Origin of the sequence: Campylobacter sp. BCW_6461 (genome assembly GCF_001762735.1) — a bacterium.
Taxonomy (GTDB): domain Bacteria; phylum Campylobacterota; class Campylobacteria; order Campylobacterales; family Campylobacteraceae; genus Campylobacter_D; species Campylobacter_D jejuni.
On sequence record NZ_MJXJ01000023.1, the window covers coordinates 142,257 to 164,395 of the forward strand.

Consider the following 22,139-nt stretch of genomic DNA (forward strand, 5'->3'; position numbering starts at 1 on the left):
AACCTTTATAAAGTATTTAAAGTAAATTTACCATAATAAATTATAATTGAAGTTAAAAATAAAGGAAAAAATAAGTTTTTAGGAAATTTATGCGTATTTTTGGTATTATTTTATTAAGTTTTTGTTTATGTTTTGCTTCTATATTATCTTTAAATGAAGCTTTTAATGTAAAATCAAACTCTTATAATAACTCTATCTCAATTGATATTGAACTTGGAAAAGATATTTATCTTTATTCTAATAAACTTAAATTATATATAAACGAAAAAGATATAAGTTCTTTGATTAATCTACCTCAAAGTTCTACAAGAGGTAATGAAAATGTTTATTATCAAAAATTAAATTTAGCTTTGCCAAATTTATTACTAGAGCGCTTTGCAAAAAATACCACAAATTTAATCAAACTCGAATTTCAAGGCTGTTCTGAACAAGGCTTGTGTTATAATCCTCAAACTTGGTACTTTGATCTCATTTCTAAAAAAGATGCTTTTGAAATTTCAAAACCTTACAAAGCTCAAAAAACAGATAAAAAAACTAAAATTGAATCTGAAGAAAGCTCTATAGCAAATTTTTTAGCAACAGATAACTTTTTTTGGATTTTGCTAAGTTTTTTTGGCTATGGACTTTTACTCTCCTTAACACCTTGTATTTTACCTATGATTCCGATTTTATCTTCTCTTATCGTAGCAAAAAGTAATGCTAAATTTTCAAAAAAATATAGTTTTTTTCTCTCTTTTATCTATGTTTTTTTCATGTCTTTAGCCTATGCTATTGCTGGAGTTATAGCAAGTTTTCTAGGAGCAAGTATTCAAGGAATTTTACAAAAACCTATTATTTTAATTCTTTTTGCTCTAATTTTCATAGCTTTTGCTTTTGCTATGTTTGGAGCTTTTCGTTTTGAATTGCCATTAAGATTTCAAACCTTTATACATAAAAAAAGCGAAAAAGGGAAGGGAGTTGTAGGTATAGCCATCATGGGATTTTTATCTGCTTTAATAGTAGGTCCTTGCGTAGCAGCTCCTTTAGCAGGTGCTTTAATTTATATAGCCAATACAGGCAATGCTTTATTAGGTGGTAGTGCACTTTTTATCATGAGTTTTGGCATGGGTATACCTTTGCTTTTCATAGGCTTAGGATTAGGTTTTATTAAACCTGGTTTTTGGATGGAAAAAGTAAAAATTTTCTTTGGTTTTGTTATGTTGGCTATGGCTATTTGGATACTTTCTAGAATTATTGAAGAAAATTACATTTTAATTGCCTATGGAATTTTAGGTGTATTTTTTAGTGTTTTTATGGGAATTTTTGAAAAAAGTTTTACAATAATTTCTAAAATTAAAAAAAGTATTTTAATTCTTATTTTAGCTTATTCTCTAAGTATTTTCCTAGGAGGACTTTTTGGGGCTAAAAATTTCTTAAATCCTTTAAATTTCAATACTATATCTGCCTCAAAACATGCTTTAAGCTATGATTATATCAACAATTTTGAACAATTAAAGCAAGAAATACAAACAAATACAAAGCCTATAATGCTTGATTTTACTGCATCTTGGTGTGAAAATTGCAAACTTTTAGATGAATTAACCTTTAGTGATGAAAGAATCATACAAAAAATGCAAAATTACAAACTTATCAAAGTTGATGTAAGCGAAAATAATAATGAACAAATTAAAACCATGAAAGAATTTAATGTTTTTGGCCCACCTGTTTTAATTTTCTTTGAAAATGGAAAAGAAAAATTAAAAATCACGGGTTTTATCAGTGCTGATGATTTATTAAAAAAAATAGAACCATGAAAATTCAAAGTTTGCAAATAGGGAAAATTAAAAACTATAAAAATTTCCAAAGCGCATTTATTAAAGATACTTACCTAGAAGAAACACAAATTGATTTTCTAGGTGTTTTAGATGATCAAATAGCTGATAAAATTCATCATGGAGGCTACCATAAGGCTATTTTTGCCAACTCTTGTCAAAACTATCCTATATGGGAAAGATTTCTTAATAAAAAGCTAAATTTTGGCTCAATGGGTGAAAATTTGAGCATCGATGGGCTTTGTGAACAAAATGTTTGCATAGGTGATATACATCAATTTTCAAATGCAATACTGCAAGTAAGCGAACCTAGAAAACCTTGTGTAAAAATTTCTAAAATTCACAATAATCCAAATTTTACACATGAAATTTTTAAAACGGGCTTGAGTGGATGGTATTATAAAGTTTTACAAGTTGGACAAATACGAAAGCATGAAAACATTAAAATTTTAGAAAAAAATTCTACTTCACTTAGTGTATTTGAACTCAATCAACTTTTTTACTCCCCGCATCAAATTCTTAAGCAAAATCCGAATTTATTAGATAAATTAGAAAAATTAAACTCTCTCATATCTCAAAATTGGCACGAAACGATACACAAACGCTTAAAAAATACTTACGATATAAGCTATATGGATAGCTTATAAGTTTTTAAAGTTATTTTTAGGTAAAATAATTCTTTTTCGAAAGGATAATCATGCAAAGACAAACATGGAGTAGCACACTAACTTATATTCTAACAGTTGCTGGAGCAACCATAGGATTTGGAGCAACTTGGCGTTTTCCCTATCTTGTAGGAGAAAATGGTGGCGGTGCTTATGTATTAGTTTTTTGTATAGCCATGATTATCATAGGCATTCCTGTTATTTTAGTTGAAAATGTCATAGGCAGAAAAGCGATGACAAATAGCGTAGATGCTTTCAAACAAAAATGGCAAAGTATTGGATATATGGGACTTTTAGGAAGCTTTGGCATAATGGCTTACTACATGGTACTTGGAGGATGGGTTTTAGTTTATATTTGGGAATTAACCCTAGGGAATTTTAGTCTTGCCAATGTAGTAAGCAAAGAATTTACTCATCAGTTTTTTAACGACAAAATAGCCTTCAATCCTTTAGGAGTTGGTATTTTTACCACTGTTTTTGTAATTATTAATTATATTATTTTAAAAAGAGGCATTATAGATGGTATAGAAAAATCCGTAAAATTTTTAATGCCTTTATTATTTATCTGTCTTATTATTGTTGTAGGACGCAATTTAACCCTTGATGGAGCTATGGCTGGAGTTAAATTTTATCTTGAACCTGATTTTAGTAAAATTTTATCACCAAAACTTTTAATCGATGTTTTAGGACAAGTCTTTTTTGCTTTATCCCTAGGTTTTGGGGTAATGATAACACTTTCATCTCATCTTAATAAAAATGAAAATATGGCAAAAACCGCTATTTATACAGGGGTTTTAAATACTATCATAGCTGTTTTGGCTGGTTTTATGATTTTTCCAGCACTTTTCTCAGCGGGACTTGCTCCAGATAGCGGGCCTTCTTTGGTTTTTGAAACTTTACCTATAGCATTTTCTCATATCCATTTTGGCACTATTGTGTGTATTTTATTTTTTGTCTTACTCTTGATTGCAGCTTTAACCACAAGCTTGCCAATTTATCAAGTTATTATTAGCGTATTAGAAGAAAAATTTAAATATTCTAAAAATCTTTCTATTAACCTAACTCTAGGGTTTATCTTCATACTTGGCAATCTTCCTTGTATTCTAACTTATGGGCCTTGGCGTGATATTGTTATCATCAAAGGAAAAAACATTTTTGATAGTTTTGATTTCATTAGTGGAAATATTTTGTTTGTTTTAACTGCATTTTTTTGCTGTATTTATGTAGGTTGGATTTTAGGCAAACAAGAAAGTCTAAAAGAACTTAGCAATAACAATACACTTAAAAGTTCATGGTTTGGAATTTGGTTTTATTATGTAAAATATATAGTACCTTTGATTATTTTAATCATTTTTATCTATGGAATTTTAAACTGATTTTTTAAATTTATATCTCTCTAACATAGTGGAATTTCCTAAAATTCCACCTTGATGTATATAAAGCAATGGTTTTTTCCACTCTTGTTTTAATGCTATACTTAATCCTAAAATATCATACAACAAGTCAAATTCTATATTGCACTTTAACTTTAAATCCATATAAAGCTCATAAAATTCTTTATACGGCTTAGCAAAGTGATATTTTTTATCACTTGTTAAAAATTCTAAATTTGAAAAATCATAGCTTGGATCTAATGTTAAAATTTGTTTTTTAAGATATTTAATATCACCTACACAAGCGCAAGTAAATACTTTAAATTTAGAATACTTTGCCAAAAAAGCTGCCGAAGTGCCTGTACCCGAAGGTAAAAAAATATCAAAATCAAGCTTTAAACTTTGACTTTGCATTTGAATTTCTTGAGCAAGTTCCATATAGCCATATTGAGCTTCTAAATTAGCTATACCTTGTTCTATAAAAACATCATCTTTTTTACACAAAGACAAAGCAAATTGCTTTAAGGATAAAGAATGGATATTTTCTACAAAATCAACACCATTTTCTAAAGCTAAAGCATAGTTTCCACAAGGATTATTCTTAAGAAAAGTAGAAATTTTTTCACAAGCAAAAACAAGCTTATATGATCTTTGTTTAGCAAAAATACTTAATGCCGCCAAAGCATTACTTTGGCTTCCTCCATAACTTACAAAAGATTGATTTTTAGGATATCTTTGATGGATATAAAAAGCAAGTTTCCTAGCTTTATTTCCATTAATTTCCCCTAATAAATCATCTCTTTTAATATAAAATTCAAATCCGTTAAAATTGATTTTTTGTATAGGACTAATTGTTTTAATGAAATTCAAAGAATTTTTCTACATCCTTTAAAGCATTATCATTTTTAATGCTAAATTTTATTTCTATGCGACGACTCTTATCCTTATCTTCAACTCCGTTGACAAACACAGGATCTGAAAAAGAACGTCCACTTGCCATTAAAAGCTTTTGAAGCTTATCACTCTTATAAAAAGTATAGATAAAATTCATCACCTCATAAGCTCTTTTTTGCGACAAATCTAAATTATAAATATAAGATCCATCACTATCAGTATGTCCTTCAATAATGATATTTTCAATGTTAGAAAAAATTTTTGGATCTTCAAGAATAGCATCAAAATATTCGCTTAAGATTTTTCTCAAACTTGCCTTTGCCTCATTTTTTAACACATAAGAATCTTTATCAAAAAGTACTTCAGCAGGCAAAGAAATAGATCCTGTCTTTTCATCTATAGTGATATTATTATCAAGCTTACTTTGTAATTCCTTGCTCAAATTTTCACGAATCAAACCAAGATTTTGCACCTTTTCTTTAGCTTTTTGAAAATCTTCTTGTAAATTTTTAAGCTCTTCATCTTTTTTCTCTAGTTGACCTAGTAAAATCAAAATTTGCTTATCTTTATTATCTAAAGTTGAGTTTAAATCTTTGCTTAACTGCTTGTAATTTGTAATATTAGCCTCTAATTCTGCTTTTTGAGAATTAGCAAGATTTAAAGCACTAGAAGCATTGTTTAAATCAGAACTTAGTTTAAACACTATGGCTTCTTTATTTCTAAGCTCTTCTTTACTCTCCTCTAAGCGTGCCTCTTGTTTATTGAGATTATCTTTGATTTCTTTTAAATCACTTTGAGTTAAAACATATTTTACAACAATAGCACCTATTAGTAAAATAAAAACAAACAGCAATCCTGCCATTAAATCAGCATAAGCTATCCAAAAATTGCTATCTTCTTTTGACTCATTTTTCATTTATTTTCTTTATCTTCATTTTTTAGCTCATCATTGCTTTCTTGCTTAGATATTTCTGCTTGAATTTCATCTTGATTTTCTTCAGTCTTAGACTCTGAAAAATCTTCTATTTGTTTGGTTTCATTTTCTTTATTCTGATTTTCATCCCCAGAAAGCTTGCTCATCATTTGACTTGTTTCTTCATCAAGTGCTTTCATTTCTTTTTTAAGCTCATCCATCATTTTGATTTTAGCATCAATACTTTTTTCTTCTTCATATACTTCTTTAAATTTATGCATACCTTCAAACAAGCTTGCTTTAAATCCCTCAAAAACCTTTTCTTGACTTTCCAACATTGCTTTTTCATAAAGTTCAAAATTTTTACCAAAACGCTCTATTTTTTCATCGAATGCACTTAATGTCTTATCAAGATGATGAATTTTATCACTACTGATATCAAGCAAGCGATTATATTGTTCTGACATTCTTGTATTGATTTCTTTTAAATTTTGATTGAGCAAACCTATACCATTTAACATTTCACTATAAAGCTTTCCAAGATCGCGTTGATCTCTTTGTGCTTTACTAAGCTCACCCATGGTTTGTTTGATATGTTCACTACTTAATCTAATAGCCTTTTCTTCTACATTTAGCATATCTTGGAAAATACCAAATTTTCTATCAATAGCATGATCAAGCTCTGCAAAAAAATCATCATTACTAACTTGTTTAAAAATTGCTCCAATTTTTTCAAAATGTTGCAAACTTTCAGTTAAATATCTTTGATCAAGCTCTTCTTTTGTCCAAAAAAATCCACTTGTAGCGTTTTTTTGACGATTTAGCAAACGATCTATTTTGCTTTTACCATATTTTTCAAAAAACATCCACCATAATGCAAGAAAAATTCCATAAATTGAAACATAAAAAGCAGTTCCCACTCCACTTAACAAATCTGCAATTTCTTGTTCTAAAGCGGCTGTATCACTAGAACTAAAATTTGGCATTGAAAAAGCTATACTGATAAAAGTTCCTAAAATTCCCATCATTGGAAAAATTGCCGAACCTATACTAGCAAAATTCTCATTTCTTGCACCCTTAATATATGTATAAGCAAAGTCATCAAAATTGGCATTTGATTTCGTGTCTTTCCCTATGGCAAGAAAATGCCTCATAATATGTCTTTTTAAAGCCTGTTTAAATTCATCTTTTTGTTGTTCAAAAATACTATACGCATACTCAGCACTATGTCTAGCAAAAATCAATGCTGTAAAAAAAATCACACCTGTCATAATAACCGTATGTAATTCGACCTTAAAGTCAATTACATTAAAATAACCCAATAAAATCAAAATATAAAGAAAAGCTGGAATAAAAATAATTTTAAAATAAACCAAAGAACCTCTTGCATCTTTGCCTTCAGGCAAAACAAGTTCTGAAATTTCATCTGATTTAATATCCATGAAACCAATACCTCATTAAAAATTTTATTTTAAAGATTGCTACTTAATTTGATAAAAATTTTTAAAACAAAATAAAACTAAGCTTTTAAAATGCTTAGTTTTTGTTTATACAGTTTAAATCTTCAAAAGCGATTTCAAGACGTTTTATCATGCTTTCTTCACCGCTTCTTAACCAAACACGCGGATCATAGTATTTTTTATTTGGCTTGTCATCACCTTCTGGATTTCCAATTTGTCCTTGCAAATAAGCCCTATTTTTAAGTTCATATTCACGCACCCCATCCCAAAAAGCCCATTGAGTATCTGTGTCAATATTCATCTTAATTACGCCATAGCTTACTGCATTTTTAATATCTTTTAGCTCACTACCGCTACCGCCATGAAATACAAAATTTATAGGCTTATCGCTATTTAAAGCAAATTTATCTTTTACAAATTTTTGCGAATTTTTTAAAATTTCAGGTTGTAAGCTAACATTTCCTGGCTTGTAAACTCCATGTACATTTCCAAAGCTTGCTGCGATTGAAAATTTATCACTAATTTTTCCAAGTCTTTCATATGCAAGAGCTACATCTTCTGGTTGGGTATAAAGCTTGGAATTATCAATACCTGTATTATCCACTCCATCTTCTTCGCCACCTGTACAACCTAATTCTATTTCAAGCGCGACACCTAAAGCATCAAGTTTTTGAAGATAAACTTCACAAGTGCTAAGATTTTCTTCTAAACTTTCTTCGCTAAGATCAAGCATATGAGAACTAAATAAAGCTTGTCCATGGGTTTTTTTATATTGTGCATTTGCCTCAATAAGCCCATCAATCCAAGGCAAAAGTTTTCTTGCAGCATGATCAGTGTGTAAAATCACAGGTACACCATAAGCTTTAGCAAGTAAATGTACATGTTTAGCCCCACTAATTGCACCTAAAACTTCTCCATTAGGACAATTTTTCCCTGCATAAAATTTTGCCCCACCATTTGAAAACTGGATAATAACTGGAGAGTTAACTTTTTTTGCAGCTTCTAAAACTGCATTAATAGAATCAGTTCCTACAACATTAACAGCAGGGATAGCAAAACCCTCTGCTTTAGCATAGTCATAAATTTTATTAAGCTCATCTCCGCTAATCACCCCTGCTTTTACAATGTCTAAAACACCCATTATTTATATTCCACTTTAGCACTATTTAAGAGATCTTGGCCTTTTTGATTGATAACTTTTTTAAATTCTTCAAATTTAAGTCCGTTTTCAATACCTTGTTTTACTTCATCAAATTTGATTTGACCTTTAGCTTGCGAATTTTCTTTTAAGATTACATGATAACCAAAATTCGTTTTTACCGGAGTTGTAGTAATAGTACCATTTTTAAGCGCGAAAGCAGCATCTGTAAAAGGCTTTACCATAGTTGATTGATCAAACCAACCAAGCTCACCACCTTGGTTTTTTGAACCTGGATCAATTGATTTCTCTTTAGCAAGCTCGCTAAATTTAGCATCTAGTTCTTTACCTTTTAAACCTTTAAGTTCGTTAATAATATCCTTAGCTTCTTTTTCTGTCGCTACTAAGATATGTTTTGCTTGCACTCTTGCAGGTTTTACATATTTGTCTTTATTTTGATCATAAAAAGCTTTAACTTTAGCCGCATCAATTTTAATAGTATTTAAAATTTTCTCTTGATAAACATTAACAAGTATTGCATCTTTTGCACGATCAAGTTCTTTTGTGTATAAAGGGTCTTTTTCTAAATTTTGTTTTTTAGCATCTTGCAAAATTAAATCTTGCATAATATATTGCTGAATAAGAGCTTTTTTTTGATTATCTGGCAAAGTTTTAAAATCCTGTCCTCTAAGCATAGGGGCAAAAAATTCACTTACTTCTGTATCGCTAATGCTCTTGCCATTAACAGTAGCTACTGTAGCTGCATTTACATTTAAAACTACACCTGCAATCAAAGTTGCTGCGACTAAAGAAAATTTTTTCATTAGGTTTCCTTTTTAATAAAATGTATATAAAATCAATTATATCTAAACTTGGTTTAAAGCTAATTAACTAAAATTAAAAAATGAAAAGAAATTTAGAAATCAAAGAACTTTTTTTAAAACATTTTGACAAGCCTGTAACAGAGCTTAAATTTTCAAATTTATATGAGCTTTTAGTCTGCGTAATGCTTTCAGCCCAATGCACTGATAAAAGAGTTAATCTCATCACTCCTGATCTTTTTAAAGCTTATCCTGATATTAAATCCCTTGCAAATGCAAATTTATCAAGTCTTAAAACCTATATACAAACTTGTTCATTTTTTAATAATAAAGCACAAAATCTTATAAAAATGGCAAAAGCAGTTTGTGAAAATTTTGACGGAGAAATTCCCCTTGATGAACAAAATTTAAAATCCTTAGCAGGCGTAGGACAAAAAACCGCTCATGTAGTTTTAATAGAATGGTGCGGAGCAAATTTCATGGCTGTAGATACTCATGTTTTTAGAGTTTCTCACCGCTTAGGACTTAGCAAAGCAAAAACTCCAGAAGCTACAGAAGAAGATTTAACACGCACATTTAAAGATAATCTTAACTATCTTCATCAAGCCATGGTTCTTTTTGGACGTTACACCTGTAAAGCTAAAAAACCTTTATGTAAAGAATGCTTTTTAAATCATCTTTGCAAAAGTAAAGATAAGGAACTTAAATGAAAATTTTCATCTTTTTACTCACTATATCTCTTAATATTTTTGCCTTAGAACCTTACAAGCCTAGTGCTGATTTTTCTTCTTATTTTAACAATATAAATTGCTCGCAAATCTTAGATAAGTTTTTTTATCTAAATTGCTATGATTATAAACTCAAAGGCACAAAAGCTGTTGCTTATAAGGTAGAAGCTTCAAATTTGAAAGATAGACAAATCAAAAAACGCCCTCGCTTTGAAGATGATACAAATATTCCTAAAAAATACCGCACTACTTGGAGTAATTATAAAAACAGTGGTTACACACGAGGACACACTGCACCCAATGCTTCTTTTAGCTTTAGTAAAGCTGCTCAAAATTCAGTATTTTTAATGAGTAATATTACCCCACAAAATGCACAAATAAATAATAAAATTTGGAATGAAATCGAACAAAGAGAAAGAAATTTAGCTTTAGAATTTCAAAGTATCGAAGTTTTAAATTTAGTACTTTACGATAAAGAACCACAATACATTAAAAACCGTATTGCTATACCAAGTTTTTATGTGAAAATTATTAAAACTCCGAAATTTAAAGAATGCTATCAAGCACCAAACCACGAAGTAAATGATGAAAATATTAAACAGTATCAAATAAATTGTGATAAATTTTAAGGTATAAATTATGGAGATAAATGCTCTTACGATAACCACTCTTTATATCATAGGTATTTCCGCAGAAGGAATGACAGGAGCTTTAGCTGCAGGACGCCACAAAATGGATCTTTTTGGAGTTATTTTTATTGCTCTCGTAACAGCAATTGGAGGCGGAAGCATACGAGATGTGCTTTTAGGACATTATCCTTTAACTTGGGTTAAACATCCTGAATATATTATTTTAATCTGTTTTTGCGCCCTTGTAGCCACAAAAATTCCGCGCGTAGTAACCAAACTTGAAACTTTATTTCTAACTCTTGATGCTATAGGACTTGTTGTTTTTAGCATACTTGGAGCTCAAATAGCTATAGATCAAAACCATGGCTTTATCATAGCCGTTGCTGCCGCTGTAATTACCGGTGTTTTTGGTGGAATTTTAAGAGATATTTTATGTATGAGAATCCCCTTGGTGTTTCAAAAAGAAATTTATGCAGGAATTGCCATAATTGCAGGAGCAATCTATTATTCTCTAATAATTTGGCTTGAGCTTAATGCCCTAGTTTGCACACTTTTAACTCTTTTTATAGGAGTTTTTGCAAGGCTTTTAGCTATCAAATATCAATGGTCTTTACCTATTTTTTCTTACAATGAAGAAAAATAATTTATCGTTGCTTTATACAAGTTTGCTAAGATATTAAAAATTTTAGGAGATTGATAAATGCGAAGACTAAGTATTTTACTTGCAATTTTAATAGTTATTAATATAACAGCTTGTGATAGTAAAACAGAAAATTACTACAAAAATCTTCCTAGCGAAGCAAAAGAAAAAGCGAAAGAATGCAAAGAAAGCGGAACTCTTAGCGAAGATTGTATTAATGCATTAAAAGTTGGTGTTAAACCAACAAATGAAGAGGGTAAATACAGTCCAAACACACCGAAAAAATCTGATAATCAAATATTAGAAGCTTTAAAACAAAATGATTTAAAAAAAGAAAAAACCACAAAAGATATTAACCAAAGTTCAGAAAATAATGAAAGTATTATAATACCACCTATAGCAGAAACACCTTCTGAAATTTATCCTTCCAAAACAACAGAAAACAATCAAAGTTCTATCTTTAGCGATGATGTTAATATGACACAGGAAAAATGACCATGAAAATAACTCTTTTTTTAAGCCTTATTGGTATATTTTTTGCAGCATGCGAACAAACCAAAAGTGTAGAATATTATCAAAATCACCCCGAGGAAGCAAAAAAAAGAAGTTTAGAATGCAGACACAAAGCTATCATTAGTCAAGATTGTGTTAATGCATATAAGATAGGTTTTCCAAAAGATGAATGGGAAGATGAAAATATTTCTAATCCTTAAAAGCTATGAAAGTTTCAAAATTTGCCCATTTAAAAATACTTTCTATTTTCTTAAAACCTGCCTTTTCTAGCATATTTAAATTTTCTTTTTGACTATAAGGAATTAAAACATTTTCCAAAGCTTCTCTTTTAGCTGCGATTTCAAACTTAGAATAGCCTTGTTTTTCTTTATAATCAGCATAAAGTTCTATGATATTTTTAGACAAAAAAGCATCTTCATAAAGGATTTTTTCACTCATAATCAAAATGCCTTTAGAGTTTAAATTTTTATAAATTTGATCAAGCAATTCTTGTCTTTTAGGAGGACGAATAAACTGCATGGTATAATTTGCTACAAAAACATCGCAAGTAAAAAAATCAAATTCGCATAAATTAGCTTCAAAAAAACTTATATCAAGCCCATAAGCTTTAGCTTTTGATTTTGCAACTTCAAGCATGGAAGCAGAATTATCCACGCCAAAAAGTTTAAAATCCTTTCTTAGATTTGCCAAAAAAATCAAAAAATTAGCACTTGAGCAGCCCAAATCGCAAACACTTGCATTTGTAGGTAAAATTTTAGCCAATAAATTGCCACAAAGTTCTAAATTTTCTCTATAAAATGGTACAGAACGATTGATCATATCATCAAAAACACTAGCCACGCTTTTATCAAATTCAAATTGTTTTTTAGGGCTTTGTTTAAAAAGTTCATCTTTCATCATTTTTCCTTAATAATTCTCTAGCCTGTTCTATATCTTTAGTAATTTGATTTTTAAGTTTTTTTAGATCTTGAAATTTTTGATTCTCTCTTAGAAAAGATATAAACTCGAGTTCAAAAAACTCTCCTTGCGTGAAATTTTCACCCAATTCTTCTAAAATATGACTTTCTATAGCAAAATTTTCATCGCTTGATCTTACACCTAAAAAACTCACACTTTTATAAGTTTTTCTTTGACTTTTTAACAAAGTAGCGTAAACACCATTTTGAGGCAAAAAATAACCTTCGCAATCTAAATTTATAGTTGCAAAAAGTTCTTTAGAACCTAAGCCTTGTCCTTTAATTACCTTTCCTTTGATGCTATAATTTCTCCCTAAAAATTCTTTTACTTTTTGCAAATTTGCTCTTGATAAAAAATCCTTAATTAAACTTGCATGAACACCTATTCCACCTATGCTAAATTCATCAACTATTATAGTTTTTATCCCACTTAAAAACTCAATATCTTTAGCACTATAAGCCCTATTTTTCCCAAAAGAAAAATCATAACCCACGACTATAAATTTTAAACTGGTAAATTCTTTTTTCAAAAAGCTTAAAAAATCTTTACCATCTAAAGATTTTATACTTTCAAAATCCACTTCTATAACTTTTTTTCCTGAAATTTCTTCTTTTTGACGATTTGAGCAAAGAAATTGACCTTTAAATTTATTAATAACTAGCAAAGCCCCATTCTCATCTAAATATTTTACAAGTTTTAGATGTCCTAAATGCATACCATCAAAACAACCTATGGCTAAAGAAGTAATATTAATTTTTGATATAGTAGTAAAAATATTCAACATTACCTTCCTTTCCTTTAATGCTTGATTTTTGCGTATTTTTTAAAAGCCAACCTAACTTAGCACATTCTTTTTCAAAATCCATTCTTGCTTTTAAGATTGCCTTGTCATCTTTTAAAACACCTTTTTTATCTCTTTTGATATTTTTTCCCACTTCAAACTGAGGTTTAAAAAGTAAAATAATTTCCTTTAAAGCTAAATTATCGACATAATAAAGTAAATTAATAAGAGAAATAAAACTCACATCACAAGTAACAAGTTCAAATTTTTCTTCACTTTTAAAGGCTCTAAGATCTGTATTTTCATGCAAGATAATTTTTTCATTTGCTCTTAAACTTGGATGGAGTTGATTACTACCCACATCAAGAGCAGTGATTTTTAAAGCCTGATTTTCAAGTAAAATTTGAACAAAACCGCCCGTACTAGATCCTATATCAAGACAATTTTTATGTTTTATTTCAATATCATTTTCTTCTAAAAATTTTTTTAATTTCAAAGCTGCTCTTGAAACATAAATTTCACTTAAAAGATCCAATTTTAACTCATTGGCTAAAAGTATATCTTCAGGATTTAAATCTTGCGTTTTTTTTAAATTTTCTAAAAAATTTTTCACATCAAAAGAAGCTTTAAAACTCTTACCATTAAGTAAAATCTCTTCATTTTCTATAAGCTCTAAGGCTTTATTTCTACTGATATTTAAACGCTTTGAAACAAAAAAATCAAATCTCATTTTAAACTCTCATTTATTCTTTTTTCTAAGTCTTCTTTTTCTTTAGAAAACCACCAAATACCTATTTCAAAAGCATTTTTTTAAAAATTTCTCTAAGATCTTTTTCTTTTTGAATTAAACTTAAGTTATTATCTTTTAAAAAATTAAAATTATTCATCCATAAAAGTATTTGCTCTTGTTCGGATTTTAAGGCATTATTTCTTTGCTCTTTTAAAAAATAATTTCCTAAAACCATGATAAAACATAAAAATAAAACAATTATTTTTATCTTTATTTTCAAAACAAAATTAAAAACAAAAGCCAAAAGAGAACAAAACATAAAAAAATTAAAAAAATCAAAAATAAAATTTAAAGCCCTAAACCCCAAATATCCAAAATAAGAAAAAATAAAAAATTTTAAATTTGAAACAAAATGTAAAAATTCAGATAAAAAATCAAAATAAACAAAAGAAGCACTCTTATAGGCAATGATTTTCCTAGAAAAAAGTTCTAAATTTAAAAGTTCATTGTAAGTAAAAAAAAGCCCATAAAATGCATAAAATAAAGCAGTAAAAAAACTAGCGATAACAACTATTCTAAAATCATTATAAGCATTATCTATAAATTGCAAATGCAATTCTTTTTTTAAAAATATCATCAATAAAGGTAAAATTATAAATATAAAAACAAAATCAATTTTTTCAAGATTTAAAAAATTTAAAAATAAAGAAACAAGTCCAAAAATCGCCAAAAAAAAGCTAAAAATATAAAGATAAAAATCCCCCATACTAATACGATAAAACAAACTTCCCTTAATCAAAGTAGCTTCTTTTATAATATTTTTTCTAAGCTTTAAAAATAAAAAGAATTCCCAAAAAAGTGTTAAAAAAATAGGAATTAAAAAAAATAAAGAAAAAGCACTCCTTTGCCAAGTTAGCAAAAAGCCAAAAAGGCTTAAAAGCGTTAAAATATAAGAACTATTCTTTAACAAGCTCATTAAAAGCACTTTCATCTATACATTTTACTTCAAGCTCTTTAGCCTTACTAAGCTTAGAACCTGCCTCTTCTCCAAAAAGCACATAGTCAGTCTTTTTAGAAACCGAGCCGCTTACCTTACCCCCAAGCTTTTCTATCAAAGCCTTAAACTCATCTCTTGGGCGTGAAAGAGTGCCTGTAATCACAAAAGTTTTACCAAAAATCACACCATCGCTTTTGATTTCAAGTTTTTCTATTTTCAAATTTAAAAGCTTGTAAAACTCATCAATTCTTGTATGATTAACACGCGTAAATTCGCAAAGACTTAAAGCCATTTGCTCTCCAAAACCTTCTAAATTAGCATAAGCTTCAAAGCTTTGCTTGTACCACTCTTTACCAAAACTTAAACTTAATTTTTTAGCCGCAACCTCGCCAATATGCTCTATTCCTAAAGCTGTGATAAAACGAAAAAGCTCACATTCTCTTGCTTGTTCTATGGCATTTAAAAGATTGTTAATTTTCTTTTCTTTAAAGCCTTCCAAACCTTCAAAATCATTAAATTTTAAATGAAAAATACTCTCAAGCGTAGTGATTTTTTTGTGCTTGTATAAAAGTTCTACTATATTTTCTCCCAGTCCGTCGATATTAAGACATTTTTTAGAAACAAAATGAATGATAGAATTTACAAGTCTATCTTCACAATCTATATTTTGACATTTTATTAAAGTTCCTTCATCCAAAAGCTCACTTTGGCAAGTAGGACAAAGCTTAGGGCGTGAAATTTCCATCTCTAAACCTTCTCTACGCTCTTTAAAAACCTTAGTGATTTTAGGGATAACATCGCCACTTCTTATCACGCTTACAAAATCATTGATTTTAACATCAAGTCTTGCAATTTCATCAAAATTATGAAGGGTGGCTGATTTTACTACAACCCCATCTAAATTTACAGGTTCTAAAACTGCCACAGGAGTGATCGCTCCACTTCTTCCTACTTGTAAATTTACCCCTATTAAACGCGTGGTTTTTTCAAGCGCAGGAAATTTAAAAGCTGCCATAAATTTTGGAAATTTTACCGTATAGCCTAATTCTTCACAAAGTGCAAGATCATCAACTCTTACCACCATTCCATCCATCATCATAGGTTTTTTTTCTCTTAGAACTAAAAGCTCATCATAAGCTTTTAAAACTTCGTCTAAATTAGCGCAAAGTCTTACAAAATCATCCTTTAAAAAACCAAGCTCTCTGATAAATTGCATCACCTCGCTGTGTTTGGTGAAATTTAAGGTATTTTCCCCTACTCCCCAAGGATAAAATTTCAAATTTCTTTCTTTAGTGATGCTTGTATCAAGCTGCCTTAAACTCCCACTTGCAGCATTGCGTGGATTGGCAAATAAACTTTGATTTAAAAGGGCTCTTTTTTCGTTGATTTTCTCAAAATCATCTTTTAAAATCACCACTTCTCCACGAATTTCTATCCTTTCTTTATAGGCTATATTTTTAGGTATATTTTCTATCTCAAAAACATTAAGCGTTATATCCTCACCCACTTCGCCATCGCCCCTAGTGGCGCCGCTTACTAATTTACCATTTTCATAAAGCAAATTTAAACTCGCTCCATCAAATTTAGGCTCTATAAAAAAGTTTTTTTCACATTTTGCGCGTTTTGCCCAAGCTCTAAGCTCACTCTCATCAAACACATCTTCCATCGACCACATACGCTTTAAATGAGCTATTTTTTTAAACTCGCTTTGTATAGTAGGAGCTATTTTTTGCGTTGGAGAGTCTTTTGAAATTTCATCTTTATTTTGTTCTTCAAAAACTCTTAATTCTCTGATTAAAGCATCGTATTCTTCATCGCTAGCCAAGGGTTCATCTTTTTCATAATATGCCCTCATCCACAAATTAGCTAAAGCAACTTTTTCTAAATACTCTTCTTTTTTCATCTAAACTCCTATATTATCCATTGCCTGCGCTAAAGCAAAAAGTTGTTTATGCTCATATAAATCATGCACTCTTATAATACTAGCACCATTTTCAAAAGCCTTTAAATGCAAATATAAAGTTCCCGCTAAACGATCTTTAATCTCGCTTTGAAAATACGCATTAATCACACTTTTACGACTCGCACCTATAAGTAAAGGTTTATTAAATTGCAAAAAATGTTCTAAGTGTTTGATTAAAATCATATTATGCCCCGCACTCTTTCCAAAACCAATACCTACATCTAAAATACTTTCTTTTACTCCAAAACTTTCTAAAAGCTCAAGTTTTTCTTTAAAAAACAAAGTCATCTCATCAAGCAAATCTTCATAAAAAGGATTATCTTGCATGTTATTTGGATTGTTTTGCATGTGCATTAAGCAATATTTTGCCCCATATTTACTTGCAAGTTTGGCTAGATTAAGATTTCTTAAACTTGTAATATCATTAATGAGTTTAAAACCCTTATTTAAAGCATATTCTAGACAATATTCATCAAAACTATCTAAACTAAAAATTGCTTGTTCGTAATAATTTTTCTCATAAATTAAGTCAAGTACTTTTTTCAGTCTTTTAAATTCCTCTTCCTTGCCACAATACTCACTCCCAGGTCTTGAACTTACCGCACCTATATCGATATATTCAGGCTTTAAAGCAAGAAAGTCATTAAGCCTTTTTTCAAAGTCTTCTTCACTCACACGACTTTTTGCATTAAAACTGTCTTCATTGACATTAATCACTGCCATAAGCTCGGCTTTTTTCTGTTTTAAAAAATCTTTTTGCAAAAAAAGAGCCAAATTTTTAAGTCCAAAATCTTGAAGTTTTTCTTTGACAACAAGCTTTTGAATTTGCTCTTTACTTGCCATTAAAAGCGCATTTGAATGAGTGATTTTTGCAGTAATTACTTCTTTATGAGTAATAAGTTCAGCTCCTACTCTTAAAGCATCTTGTTTTAAAATATTTGCCGCAGGAGTGGAAATATCTTTGATAAAAATAAAATGAATTTTTGTTTTTTCACTCATAATTTTTTGTCCCATTTTATGGGGATTTATGAAAGAACAAAGCAAATTAAAATCGGTATTTGGATTGATTTTAAAAAATTTCATTTTATTTCTTTGTATAGTAATTTAACAAAAGAGTAGCTAAAAGCACCCCGCTTTTAGAATTTAATTTTGCAAGCTCATAGCCTTCATAAAAAAACTCTAATTCTTCAGCATTAAAATCTTTATATTTCACACATTCTTTAGCAAGTAATGCGATTTGATCCATAAGTTCATTTTTATCCAAATTTTCATTTTTTTGCAAAAAATCAAAAAGCATTCTTAAATCCATTCTTTTAAGATCTAAATCAAGTTTTTTAACTTCCTTTTCAACTTTTCTTTTTTCGCAAATAAGACGCGATTTTATGGTAGGTAAAAGTAAATTTTTAGAAGGTACCACAATAAGAAATTTAATATTTTTTGGAGGCTCTTCAAGAAGTTTAAGTAAAAAATTTTGTGCTTCTATCCTATAAGAATCCGCCATTAAAACAATAATTTTTTCTTCAGTTTCTGCAATATAGCTTTCTTTTTCAACCGCTCTTGCATCATCAAGTAAAAATTCATTTTGTGGCATAAAAAATCTTAATTTTTTAATACCAAAATTATTAATCATTTCTTCTTTAATACCTAAAAAATCTTCGCTGATAATAATCTTACTAATAAACAAAATATTTATCCTAATTGCACCTTGGAAAATAATATTGCATCCAAACTTACATCAAAAAGTTGATATAAACTAATAAGCTTGATATCCAAGTCTTTATCTTTAGAATTTAAATAAAAACTATCTTGTAACTGCTCATCAAAAAGCCACAATAAACTATCATCTCTTGATTTAGCGATTAAAGATTTATTATCAGAAGCACTTCCTATATAAAAATACACATAACCATTAGGAAAAGAAATGTCAAGCAAGTCATTAAGTAAAGCTATATCTTCTGAACTTTGTACTTTCTTCTTGCATAAAGAATTTAACGACACAAAAGGAAGCATAGGACGAGCGGCTTTTGAATTTATATTTTTTAAAAAATACTCTTCATACCAAGATCTTTGTTCATCGCACATTAAGACAAAAGTGCGTCCCTCTAAAAGATATTTAAGTCTTGCAGCCATCAAAGGAGCCCATTCTAAACGACGCGACTCCAACCATGCCATAAAAGCTCCGCCATTGCGAATATTTTCAAGAGTAAAACTTAAAAAATCACTCATTTATTTATCAAGTCCGTAGCACTCATGTAGTGCTCTAACTGCAAGTTCTCCGTATTTTTCATGAACTATCATTGAAATTTTAATTTCACTAGTAGAAATCATACCGATATTAATCCCCTCATCAGCTAAAGCTTTAAAAGCTTTACTTGCCACTCCTGAATGTGATTTCATGCCTACGCCGACTATAGAAACTTTTACTACAGCACTATCACTTTCTATAGTTGTTTTTGAGCTTAAAATTTTTTGCATAGCATTTTTGGCTAATTCAAGTTCATTTTGAGGAACTGTAAAACCCAAATTTGTAGCGCCATCAACTCCAACATTTTGTATAATCATATCTACATTAATATTTTCATTTGCCAAAACAGAAAAAATTTCAGCTGCGATTCCAGGCTTATCTTCTACATTTCTTAAAGTCACTCTTGCTTGATTTTTATCCAAAGCAATACCACTTACTAAAGCTTGTTCCATTCCATCTTCCTTTGTTATCATTGTTCCTTCGTTATTGTTAAAACTACTTCTAGTTACTAAGTTAACATTTAATTTTTTTGCAAGCTCTACAGAGCGATTTTGCAAAACTTTTGCACCCAAACTTGCAAGTTCAAGCATTTCTTCATAAGAAATTTTATCCAATTTCTTTGCCTTTGGTTCAATTCTTGGATCTGTTGTATAAACCCCATCAACATCGGTATAAATTTCACACAAATCCGCATTTAAGGCACCTGCTACCGCCACAGCACTTAAGTCGCTTCCACCACGCCCTAAGGTAGTTACATTACCTTCCTCATCTACACCTTGAAAACCTGCTATAACGACTATTTTACCATTTTGAAGTTCTGATTTTATCGCTTTTGTATCAATATGATGAATTCTTGCCTTTGTAAAAACACTATCTGTAATAATTCCCGCTTTTCTCCCAGAAAATGATATAGCAGGATAACCCTTTTCATTTAAAGCAATAGAAAGTAAAGCACAGCTTACACGCTCTCCACTGCTTAAAAGCATATCCATATCTTTACCATTAGGAGTTTTACTAAAATATTCAGCTTGCTCGATAAGAGTATTTGTCACCCCACTCATTGCAGATACTACAACAACAAGTTGATCACCCTGTTGCACACTTTGGATAACCCTATTGGCTACTGCTTCGATACGCTCAAGTGTTCCAACGCTTGTTCCACCATATTTTTGAACTATAAGCATTTTAGATATAACCTTTCTCTTCAAAATATTTGATCACTTTAACATAAATATTTTTTTTGAAATGATTAATCATTTCAAAAATTTGTTTAACACTCACAAATTGATAATCATCAAATTCAGGATGCTTGGTATTGATATTGATTGTAGCACCGTGCTTTAAACGCACTAAAAAATATTTTTGAATCTGCCCATCATAAGGATACATTTTTTTAACAATTTTACTCGGAAAATCATAACTCAACCATTCTGGATACTCAGCAATGATTTCAACCTCATCAGTGCCTATTTCTTCTTTTAATTCTCTAAATAAAGCGTTTTTGACACTTTCACCTTTATCAATGCCTCCTTGTGGAAATTGCCAAATATTATCCATATCACTTCTTTTAGCTATAAAAATCTTACACTCAAAAGGATAAGAACTTGATAAAACAATAGCTGCAACATTTGGTCTATAATTTTTCTCGTTTTCCACAATATTTTTCCTTAAATCTCAAGGATATAATTTTAACCTAAATCAAATCAAATTTTTATTAAAATACATTAAAAATTTAATAAAATATTTTAGGGTTTTTATGCATTTTTATATCCATATTCCATTTTGTGAAAGCAAATGTAATTATTGCGCTTTTACAAGTTTGAAAAAAAATGATTATGAAAAAGCCTATTTTAAGGCTTTAAAAGAAGATATTGTTTTTCAATTAAAACAATTTAACATTCAATCAAATCAAATTAAAACCTTATTCATAGGCGGAGGAACACCAAGTTGTGTTAATGCGTATAATTATGAAGATATTTTTAAAATTTTATATCCCTTACTAGATAAAAATGTAGAAATTTCATGCGAAGCTAATCCCAACTCAGCAACATTAAATTGGCTTAAAAATATGAAAAATCTAGGAGTTAATCGCATTTCTTTTGGAGTTCAAAGTTTTCATCCTAAAAAACTTCACTTTCTTGGAAGAATTCACAATCAAGAAATGATTATCAAAACATTAGAAAACGCAAATAAAGTAGGTTTTAAAAATATCAATTTAGATCTTATTTATGATACGAAATTAGACAATAAAAAAATGCTTGAATTTGAACTCTTACACTTAAAACAAATCAAGGATTTAATCACACACCTTAGTGCTTATAATTTAACCATAGAATCAAACACAGCCTTTGCTAAAAAAGAACATTTCAAAAAAAATGCTCCTAATTTAATGAAATTTTTCATCAAACAACTTCTAGAGCTTGACTTTTTTCAATATGAAATCAGTAATTTTTCAAAAACCAAAGCCCAAATTTGCAAACATAATCTTGCTTATTGGCAAGGAAAAAACTACCTAGCTTGTGGATTAAGTGCAGTAGGATTTTATGAAAATAAGCGTTTTTATACAGCAAAAAATTTAAAAAATTACATAGAAAATCCTACTTTTAGATCTATAGAGCAACTAAGTTCCAAAGACTTGAATTTAGAGCACCTATTTTTAGGACTTAGAAGTATAGTAGGGATTGATGAAACAAAACTCAATCAATGGCAAAAAGACAAAATAAATATATTATTAAAAGAAAAAAAACTTTTTTACAAAAATAAAAGATATTTTAATCCTAATTTTCTCATTAGCGATGAACTTGCTTTATATCTCTCATCTTAAATTTAAGTTTTTTAAGTAAAATATTTATTAAAATATCAAATCAAAGAGTAATGATTA

General features: G+C 29.4%; 23 protein-coding genes and 1 pseudogene. 9 read left to right on the forward strand and 15 right to left on the reverse strand.

From position 1 onward, the window contains the following. Positions 1-89 precede the first annotated feature (89 nt). The 3 genes from dsbD to AJ882_RS05765 are packed head-to-tail and all read left to right on the forward strand — an operon-like array spanning position 90 to position 3,852. A complete protein-coding gene (dsbD, locus tag AJ882_RS05755) occupies positions 90-1,793 on the forward strand; it encodes a protein-disulfide reductase DsbD (protein ID WP_002852245.1) in 1,704 nt (567 codons plus the stop codon). Next, positions 1,790-2,458 (forward strand): MOSC domain-containing protein, encoded by a 669-nt coding sequence (locus AJ882_RS05760; protein ID WP_002852293.1) that lies wholly within the window; start codon positions 1,790-1,792, stop codon positions 2,456-2,458. Before dsbD ends, AJ882_RS05760 begins: the two co-directional genes overlap by 4 nt. A gap of 50 nt (positions 2,459-2,508) precedes the next feature. Further along, a complete protein-coding gene (locus AJ882_RS05765) occupies positions 2,509-3,852 on the forward strand; it encodes a sodium-dependent transporter (protein ID WP_002852070.1) in 1,344 nt (447 codons plus the stop codon). Here AJ882_RS05765 and AJ882_RS05770 read toward each other — a convergent pair. The 5 genes from AJ882_RS05770 to peb4 form a co-directional block, all read right to left on the reverse strand. Continuing rightward, entirely contained in the window at positions 3,844-4,719 is an 876-nt protein-coding gene (locus tag AJ882_RS05770) for a 1-aminocyclopropane-1-carboxylate deaminase/D-cysteine desulfhydrase (RefSeq protein WP_002852217.1), read from the reverse strand. The genes AJ882_RS05765 and AJ882_RS05770 overlap by 9 nt on opposite strands. Then, the gene (locus AJ882_RS05775; RefSeq protein ID WP_002852313.1) at positions 4,706-5,659 is read right to left on the reverse strand and encodes an OmpA family protein; all 954 of its coding nucleotides are present in this window, start codon (positions 5,657-5,659) and stop codon (positions 4,706-4,708) included. The genes AJ882_RS05770 and AJ882_RS05775 overlap by 14 nt, the downstream gene beginning before the upstream one ends. Continuing rightward, positions 5,656-7,098 carry a MotA/TolQ/ExbB proton channel family protein gene (locus tag AJ882_RS05780; protein WP_002852205.1) on the reverse strand — a complete coding sequence of 481 codons (1,443 nt, stop codon included), beginning with the start codon at positions 7,096-7,098 and terminating at the stop codon, positions 5,656-5,658. The genes AJ882_RS05775 and AJ882_RS05780 overlap by 4 nt, the downstream gene beginning before the upstream one ends. Before the next feature lie 94 nt (positions 7,099-7,192). Continuing rightward, positions 7,193-8,257 carry a class II fructose-bisphosphate aldolase gene (gene fbaA, locus AJ882_RS05785; protein WP_002852272.1) on the reverse strand — a complete coding sequence of 355 codons (1,065 nt, stop codon included), beginning with the start codon at positions 8,255-8,257 and terminating at the stop codon, positions 7,193-7,195. Beyond that, positions 8,257-9,078, reverse strand: a complete 822-nt coding sequence (gene peb4 / locus AJ882_RS05790; protein ID WP_002852119.1) for a peptidylprolyl isomerase PEB4 — start codon at positions 9,076-9,078, stop codon at positions 8,257-8,259. The genes fbaA and peb4 overlap by 1 nt, the downstream gene beginning before the upstream one ends. A gap of 80 nt (positions 9,079-9,158) precedes the next feature. Here peb4 and nth point away from each other — a divergent pair, with 80 nt between their 5' ends. Genes nth through AJ882_RS05815 form a run of 5 tightly spaced genes read left to right on the forward strand, consistent with a single transcriptional unit; the run spans position 9,159 to position 11,785 of the window. Beyond that, a complete protein-coding gene (gene nth, locus AJ882_RS05795; protein ID WP_002852225.1) occupies positions 9,159-9,785 on the forward strand; it encodes an endonuclease III in 627 nt (208 codons plus the stop codon). Then, positions 9,782-10,432: a DNA/RNA non-specific endonuclease gene (locus AJ882_RS05800; RefSeq protein ID WP_002852117.1), complete on the forward strand. Its 651-nt coding sequence runs from the start codon at positions 9,782-9,784 to the stop codon at positions 10,430-10,432. The genes nth and AJ882_RS05800 overlap by 4 nt, the downstream gene beginning before the upstream one ends. Positions 10,433-10,442: 10 nt before the next feature. Continuing rightward, positions 10,443-11,075 (forward strand): trimeric intracellular cation channel family protein, encoded by a 633-nt coding sequence (locus AJ882_RS05805; protein WP_002852232.1) that lies wholly within the window; start codon positions 10,443-10,445, stop codon positions 11,073-11,075. A 57-nt stretch (positions 11,076-11,132) separates the two neighbouring features. Further along, a complete protein-coding gene (locus AJ882_RS05810) occupies positions 11,133-11,567 on the forward strand; it encodes an EexN family lipoprotein (protein WP_002855128.1) in 435 nt (144 codons plus the stop codon). Beyond that, entirely contained in the window at positions 11,564-11,785 is a 222-nt protein-coding gene (locus tag AJ882_RS05815) for an EexN family lipoprotein (protein WP_002859102.1), read from the forward strand. Before AJ882_RS05810 ends, AJ882_RS05815 begins: the two co-directional genes overlap by 4 nt. Here AJ882_RS05815 and cmoA read toward each other — a convergent pair. From cmoA to AJ882_RS05865, 10 genes and pseudogenes are all read right to left on the reverse strand, one after another. Continuing rightward, positions 11,775-12,485 carry a carboxy-S-adenosyl-L-methionine synthase CmoA gene (gene cmoA / locus AJ882_RS05820; RefSeq protein ID WP_002859101.1) on the reverse strand — a complete coding sequence of 237 codons (711 nt, stop codon included), beginning with the start codon at positions 12,483-12,485 and terminating at the stop codon, positions 11,775-11,777. The two genes, AJ882_RS05815 and cmoA, sit on opposite strands and share 11 nt — an antisense overlap. Then, positions 12,472-13,326 (reverse strand): bifunctional riboflavin kinase/FAD synthetase, encoded by an 855-nt coding sequence (locus tag AJ882_RS05825; RefSeq protein ID WP_011049742.1) that lies wholly within the window; start codon positions 13,324-13,326, stop codon positions 12,472-12,474. The genes cmoA and AJ882_RS05825 overlap by 14 nt, the downstream gene beginning before the upstream one ends. Beyond that, positions 13,292-14,053, reverse strand: coding sequence for a TlyA family RNA methyltransferase (locus AJ882_RS05830; RefSeq protein WP_002854799.1), 762 nt, complete (start codon positions 14,051-14,053; stop codon positions 13,292-13,294). Before AJ882_RS05830 ends, AJ882_RS05825 begins: the two co-directional genes overlap by 35 nt. Continuing rightward, a pseudogene (locus AJ882_RS05835) lies at positions 14,050-15,029 on the reverse strand (hypothetical protein). The gene AJ882_RS05830 and the pseudogene AJ882_RS05835 overlap by 4 nt, the downstream one beginning before the upstream one ends. Then, positions 15,010-16,953: an NAD-dependent DNA ligase LigA gene (ligA, locus tag AJ882_RS05840; RefSeq protein ID WP_002867701.1), complete on the reverse strand. Its 1,944-nt coding sequence runs from the start codon at positions 16,951-16,953 to the stop codon at positions 15,010-15,012. Before ligA ends, AJ882_RS05835 begins: the two are co-directional and overlap by 20 nt. Next, entirely contained in the window at positions 16,954-18,096 is a 1,143-nt protein-coding gene (folP, locus tag AJ882_RS05845) for a dihydropteroate synthase (protein WP_002867700.1), read from the reverse strand. Position 18,097: 1 nt separating this feature from the next. Beyond that, entirely contained in the window at positions 18,098-18,697 is a 600-nt protein-coding gene (locus tag AJ882_RS05850; protein WP_002867699.1) for a DNA polymerase III subunit delta', read from the reverse strand. Between the two features lie 5 nt (positions 18,698-18,702). Further along, positions 18,703-19,239, reverse strand: coding sequence for a HobA family DNA replication regulator (locus tag AJ882_RS05855; RefSeq protein WP_002861289.1), 537 nt, complete (start codon positions 19,237-19,239; stop codon positions 18,703-18,705). Beyond that, on the reverse strand, positions 19,240-20,442 hold the full coding sequence (locus AJ882_RS05860; RefSeq protein WP_002867698.1) for an aspartate kinase: 1,203 nt from the start codon (positions 20,440-20,442) through the stop codon (positions 19,240-19,242). Position 20,443: 1 nt separating this feature from the next. Then, positions 20,444-20,914: an RNA pyrophosphohydrolase gene (locus AJ882_RS05865; protein ID WP_002854797.1), complete on the reverse strand. Its 471-nt coding sequence runs from the start codon at positions 20,912-20,914 to the stop codon at positions 20,444-20,446. A 100-nt stretch (positions 20,915-21,014) separates the two neighbouring features. On the opposite strand from AJ882_RS05865, the gene hemW reads away from it, so the two are divergent. Continuing rightward, positions 21,015-22,082, forward strand: a complete 1,068-nt coding sequence (gene hemW / locus AJ882_RS05870; protein WP_002852262.1) for a radical SAM family heme chaperone HemW — start codon at positions 21,015-21,017, stop codon at positions 22,080-22,082. Positions 22,083-22,139 lie beyond the last annotated feature (57 nt).

Bases quoted from the DNA above. Each gene is read 5' to 3' on its own strand.
- dsbD (WP_002852245.1), top strand. From the start codon at position 90: ATGCGTATTTTTGGTATTATTTTATTAAGTTTTTGTTTATGTTTTGCT.
- AJ882_RS05760 (WP_002852293.1), top strand. From the start codon at position 1,790: ATGAAAATTCAAAGTTTGCAAATAGGGAAAATTAAAAACTATAAAAAT.
- AJ882_RS05765 (WP_002852070.1), top strand. From the start codon at position 2,509: ATGCAAAGACAAACATGGAGTAGCACACTAACTTATATTCTAACAGTT.
- AJ882_RS05775 (WP_002852313.1), bottom strand. From the start codon at position 5,659: ATGAAAAATGAGTCAAAAGAAGATAGCAATTTTTGGATAGCTTATGCT.
- AJ882_RS05780 (WP_002852205.1), bottom strand. From the start codon at position 7,098: ATGGATATTAAATCAGATGAAATTTCAGAACTTGTTTTGCCTGAAGGC.
- fbaA (WP_002852272.1), bottom strand. From the start codon at position 8,257: ATGGGTGTTTTAGACATTGTAAAAGCAGGGGTGATTAGCGGAGATGAG.
- peb4 (WP_002852119.1), bottom strand. From the start codon at position 9,078: ATGAAAAAATTTTCTTTAGTCGCAGCAACTTTGATTGCAGGTGTAGTT.
- nth (WP_002852225.1), top strand. From the start codon at position 9,159: ATGAAAAGAAATTTAGAAATCAAAGAACTTTTTTTAAAACATTTTGAC.
- AJ882_RS05800 (WP_002852117.1), top strand. From the start codon at position 9,782: ATGAAAATTTTCATCTTTTTACTCACTATATCTCTTAATATTTTTGCC.
- AJ882_RS05805 (WP_002852232.1), top strand. From the start codon at position 10,443: ATGGAGATAAATGCTCTTACGATAACCACTCTTTATATCATAGGTATT.
- AJ882_RS05810 (WP_002855128.1), top strand. From the start codon at position 11,133: ATGCGAAGACTAAGTATTTTACTTGCAATTTTAATAGTTATTAATATA.
- AJ882_RS05815 (WP_002859102.1), top strand. From the start codon at position 11,564: ATGACCATGAAAATAACTCTTTTTTTAAGCCTTATTGGTATATTTTTT.
- cmoA (WP_002859101.1), bottom strand. From the start codon at position 12,485: ATGATGAAAGATGAACTTTTTAAACAAAGCCCTAAAAAACAATTTGAA.
- AJ882_RS05825 (WP_011049742.1), bottom strand. From the start codon at position 13,326: ATGTTGAATATTTTTACTACTATATCAAAAATTAATATTACTTCTTTA.
- AJ882_RS05830 (WP_002854799.1), bottom strand. From the start codon at position 14,053: ATGAGATTTGATTTTTTTGTTTCAAAGCGTTTAAATATCAGTAGAAAT.
- ligA (WP_002867701.1), bottom strand. From the start codon at position 16,953: ATGAAAAAAGAAGAGTATTTAGAAAAAGTTGCTTTAGCTAATTTGTGG.
- folP (WP_002867700.1), bottom strand. From the start codon at position 18,096: ATGAAATTTTTTAAAATCAATCCAAATACCGATTTTAATTTGCTTTGT.
- AJ882_RS05855 (WP_002861289.1), bottom strand. From the start codon at position 19,239: ATGAGTGATTTTTTAAGTTTTACTCTTGAAAATATTCGCAATGGCGGA.
- AJ882_RS05860 (WP_002867698.1), bottom strand. From the start codon at position 20,442: ATGCTTATAGTTCAAAAATATGGTGGAACAAGCGTTGGAACACTTGAG.
- hemW (WP_002852262.1), top strand. From the start codon at position 21,015: ATGCATTTTTATATCCATATTCCATTTTGTGAAAGCAAATGTAATTAT.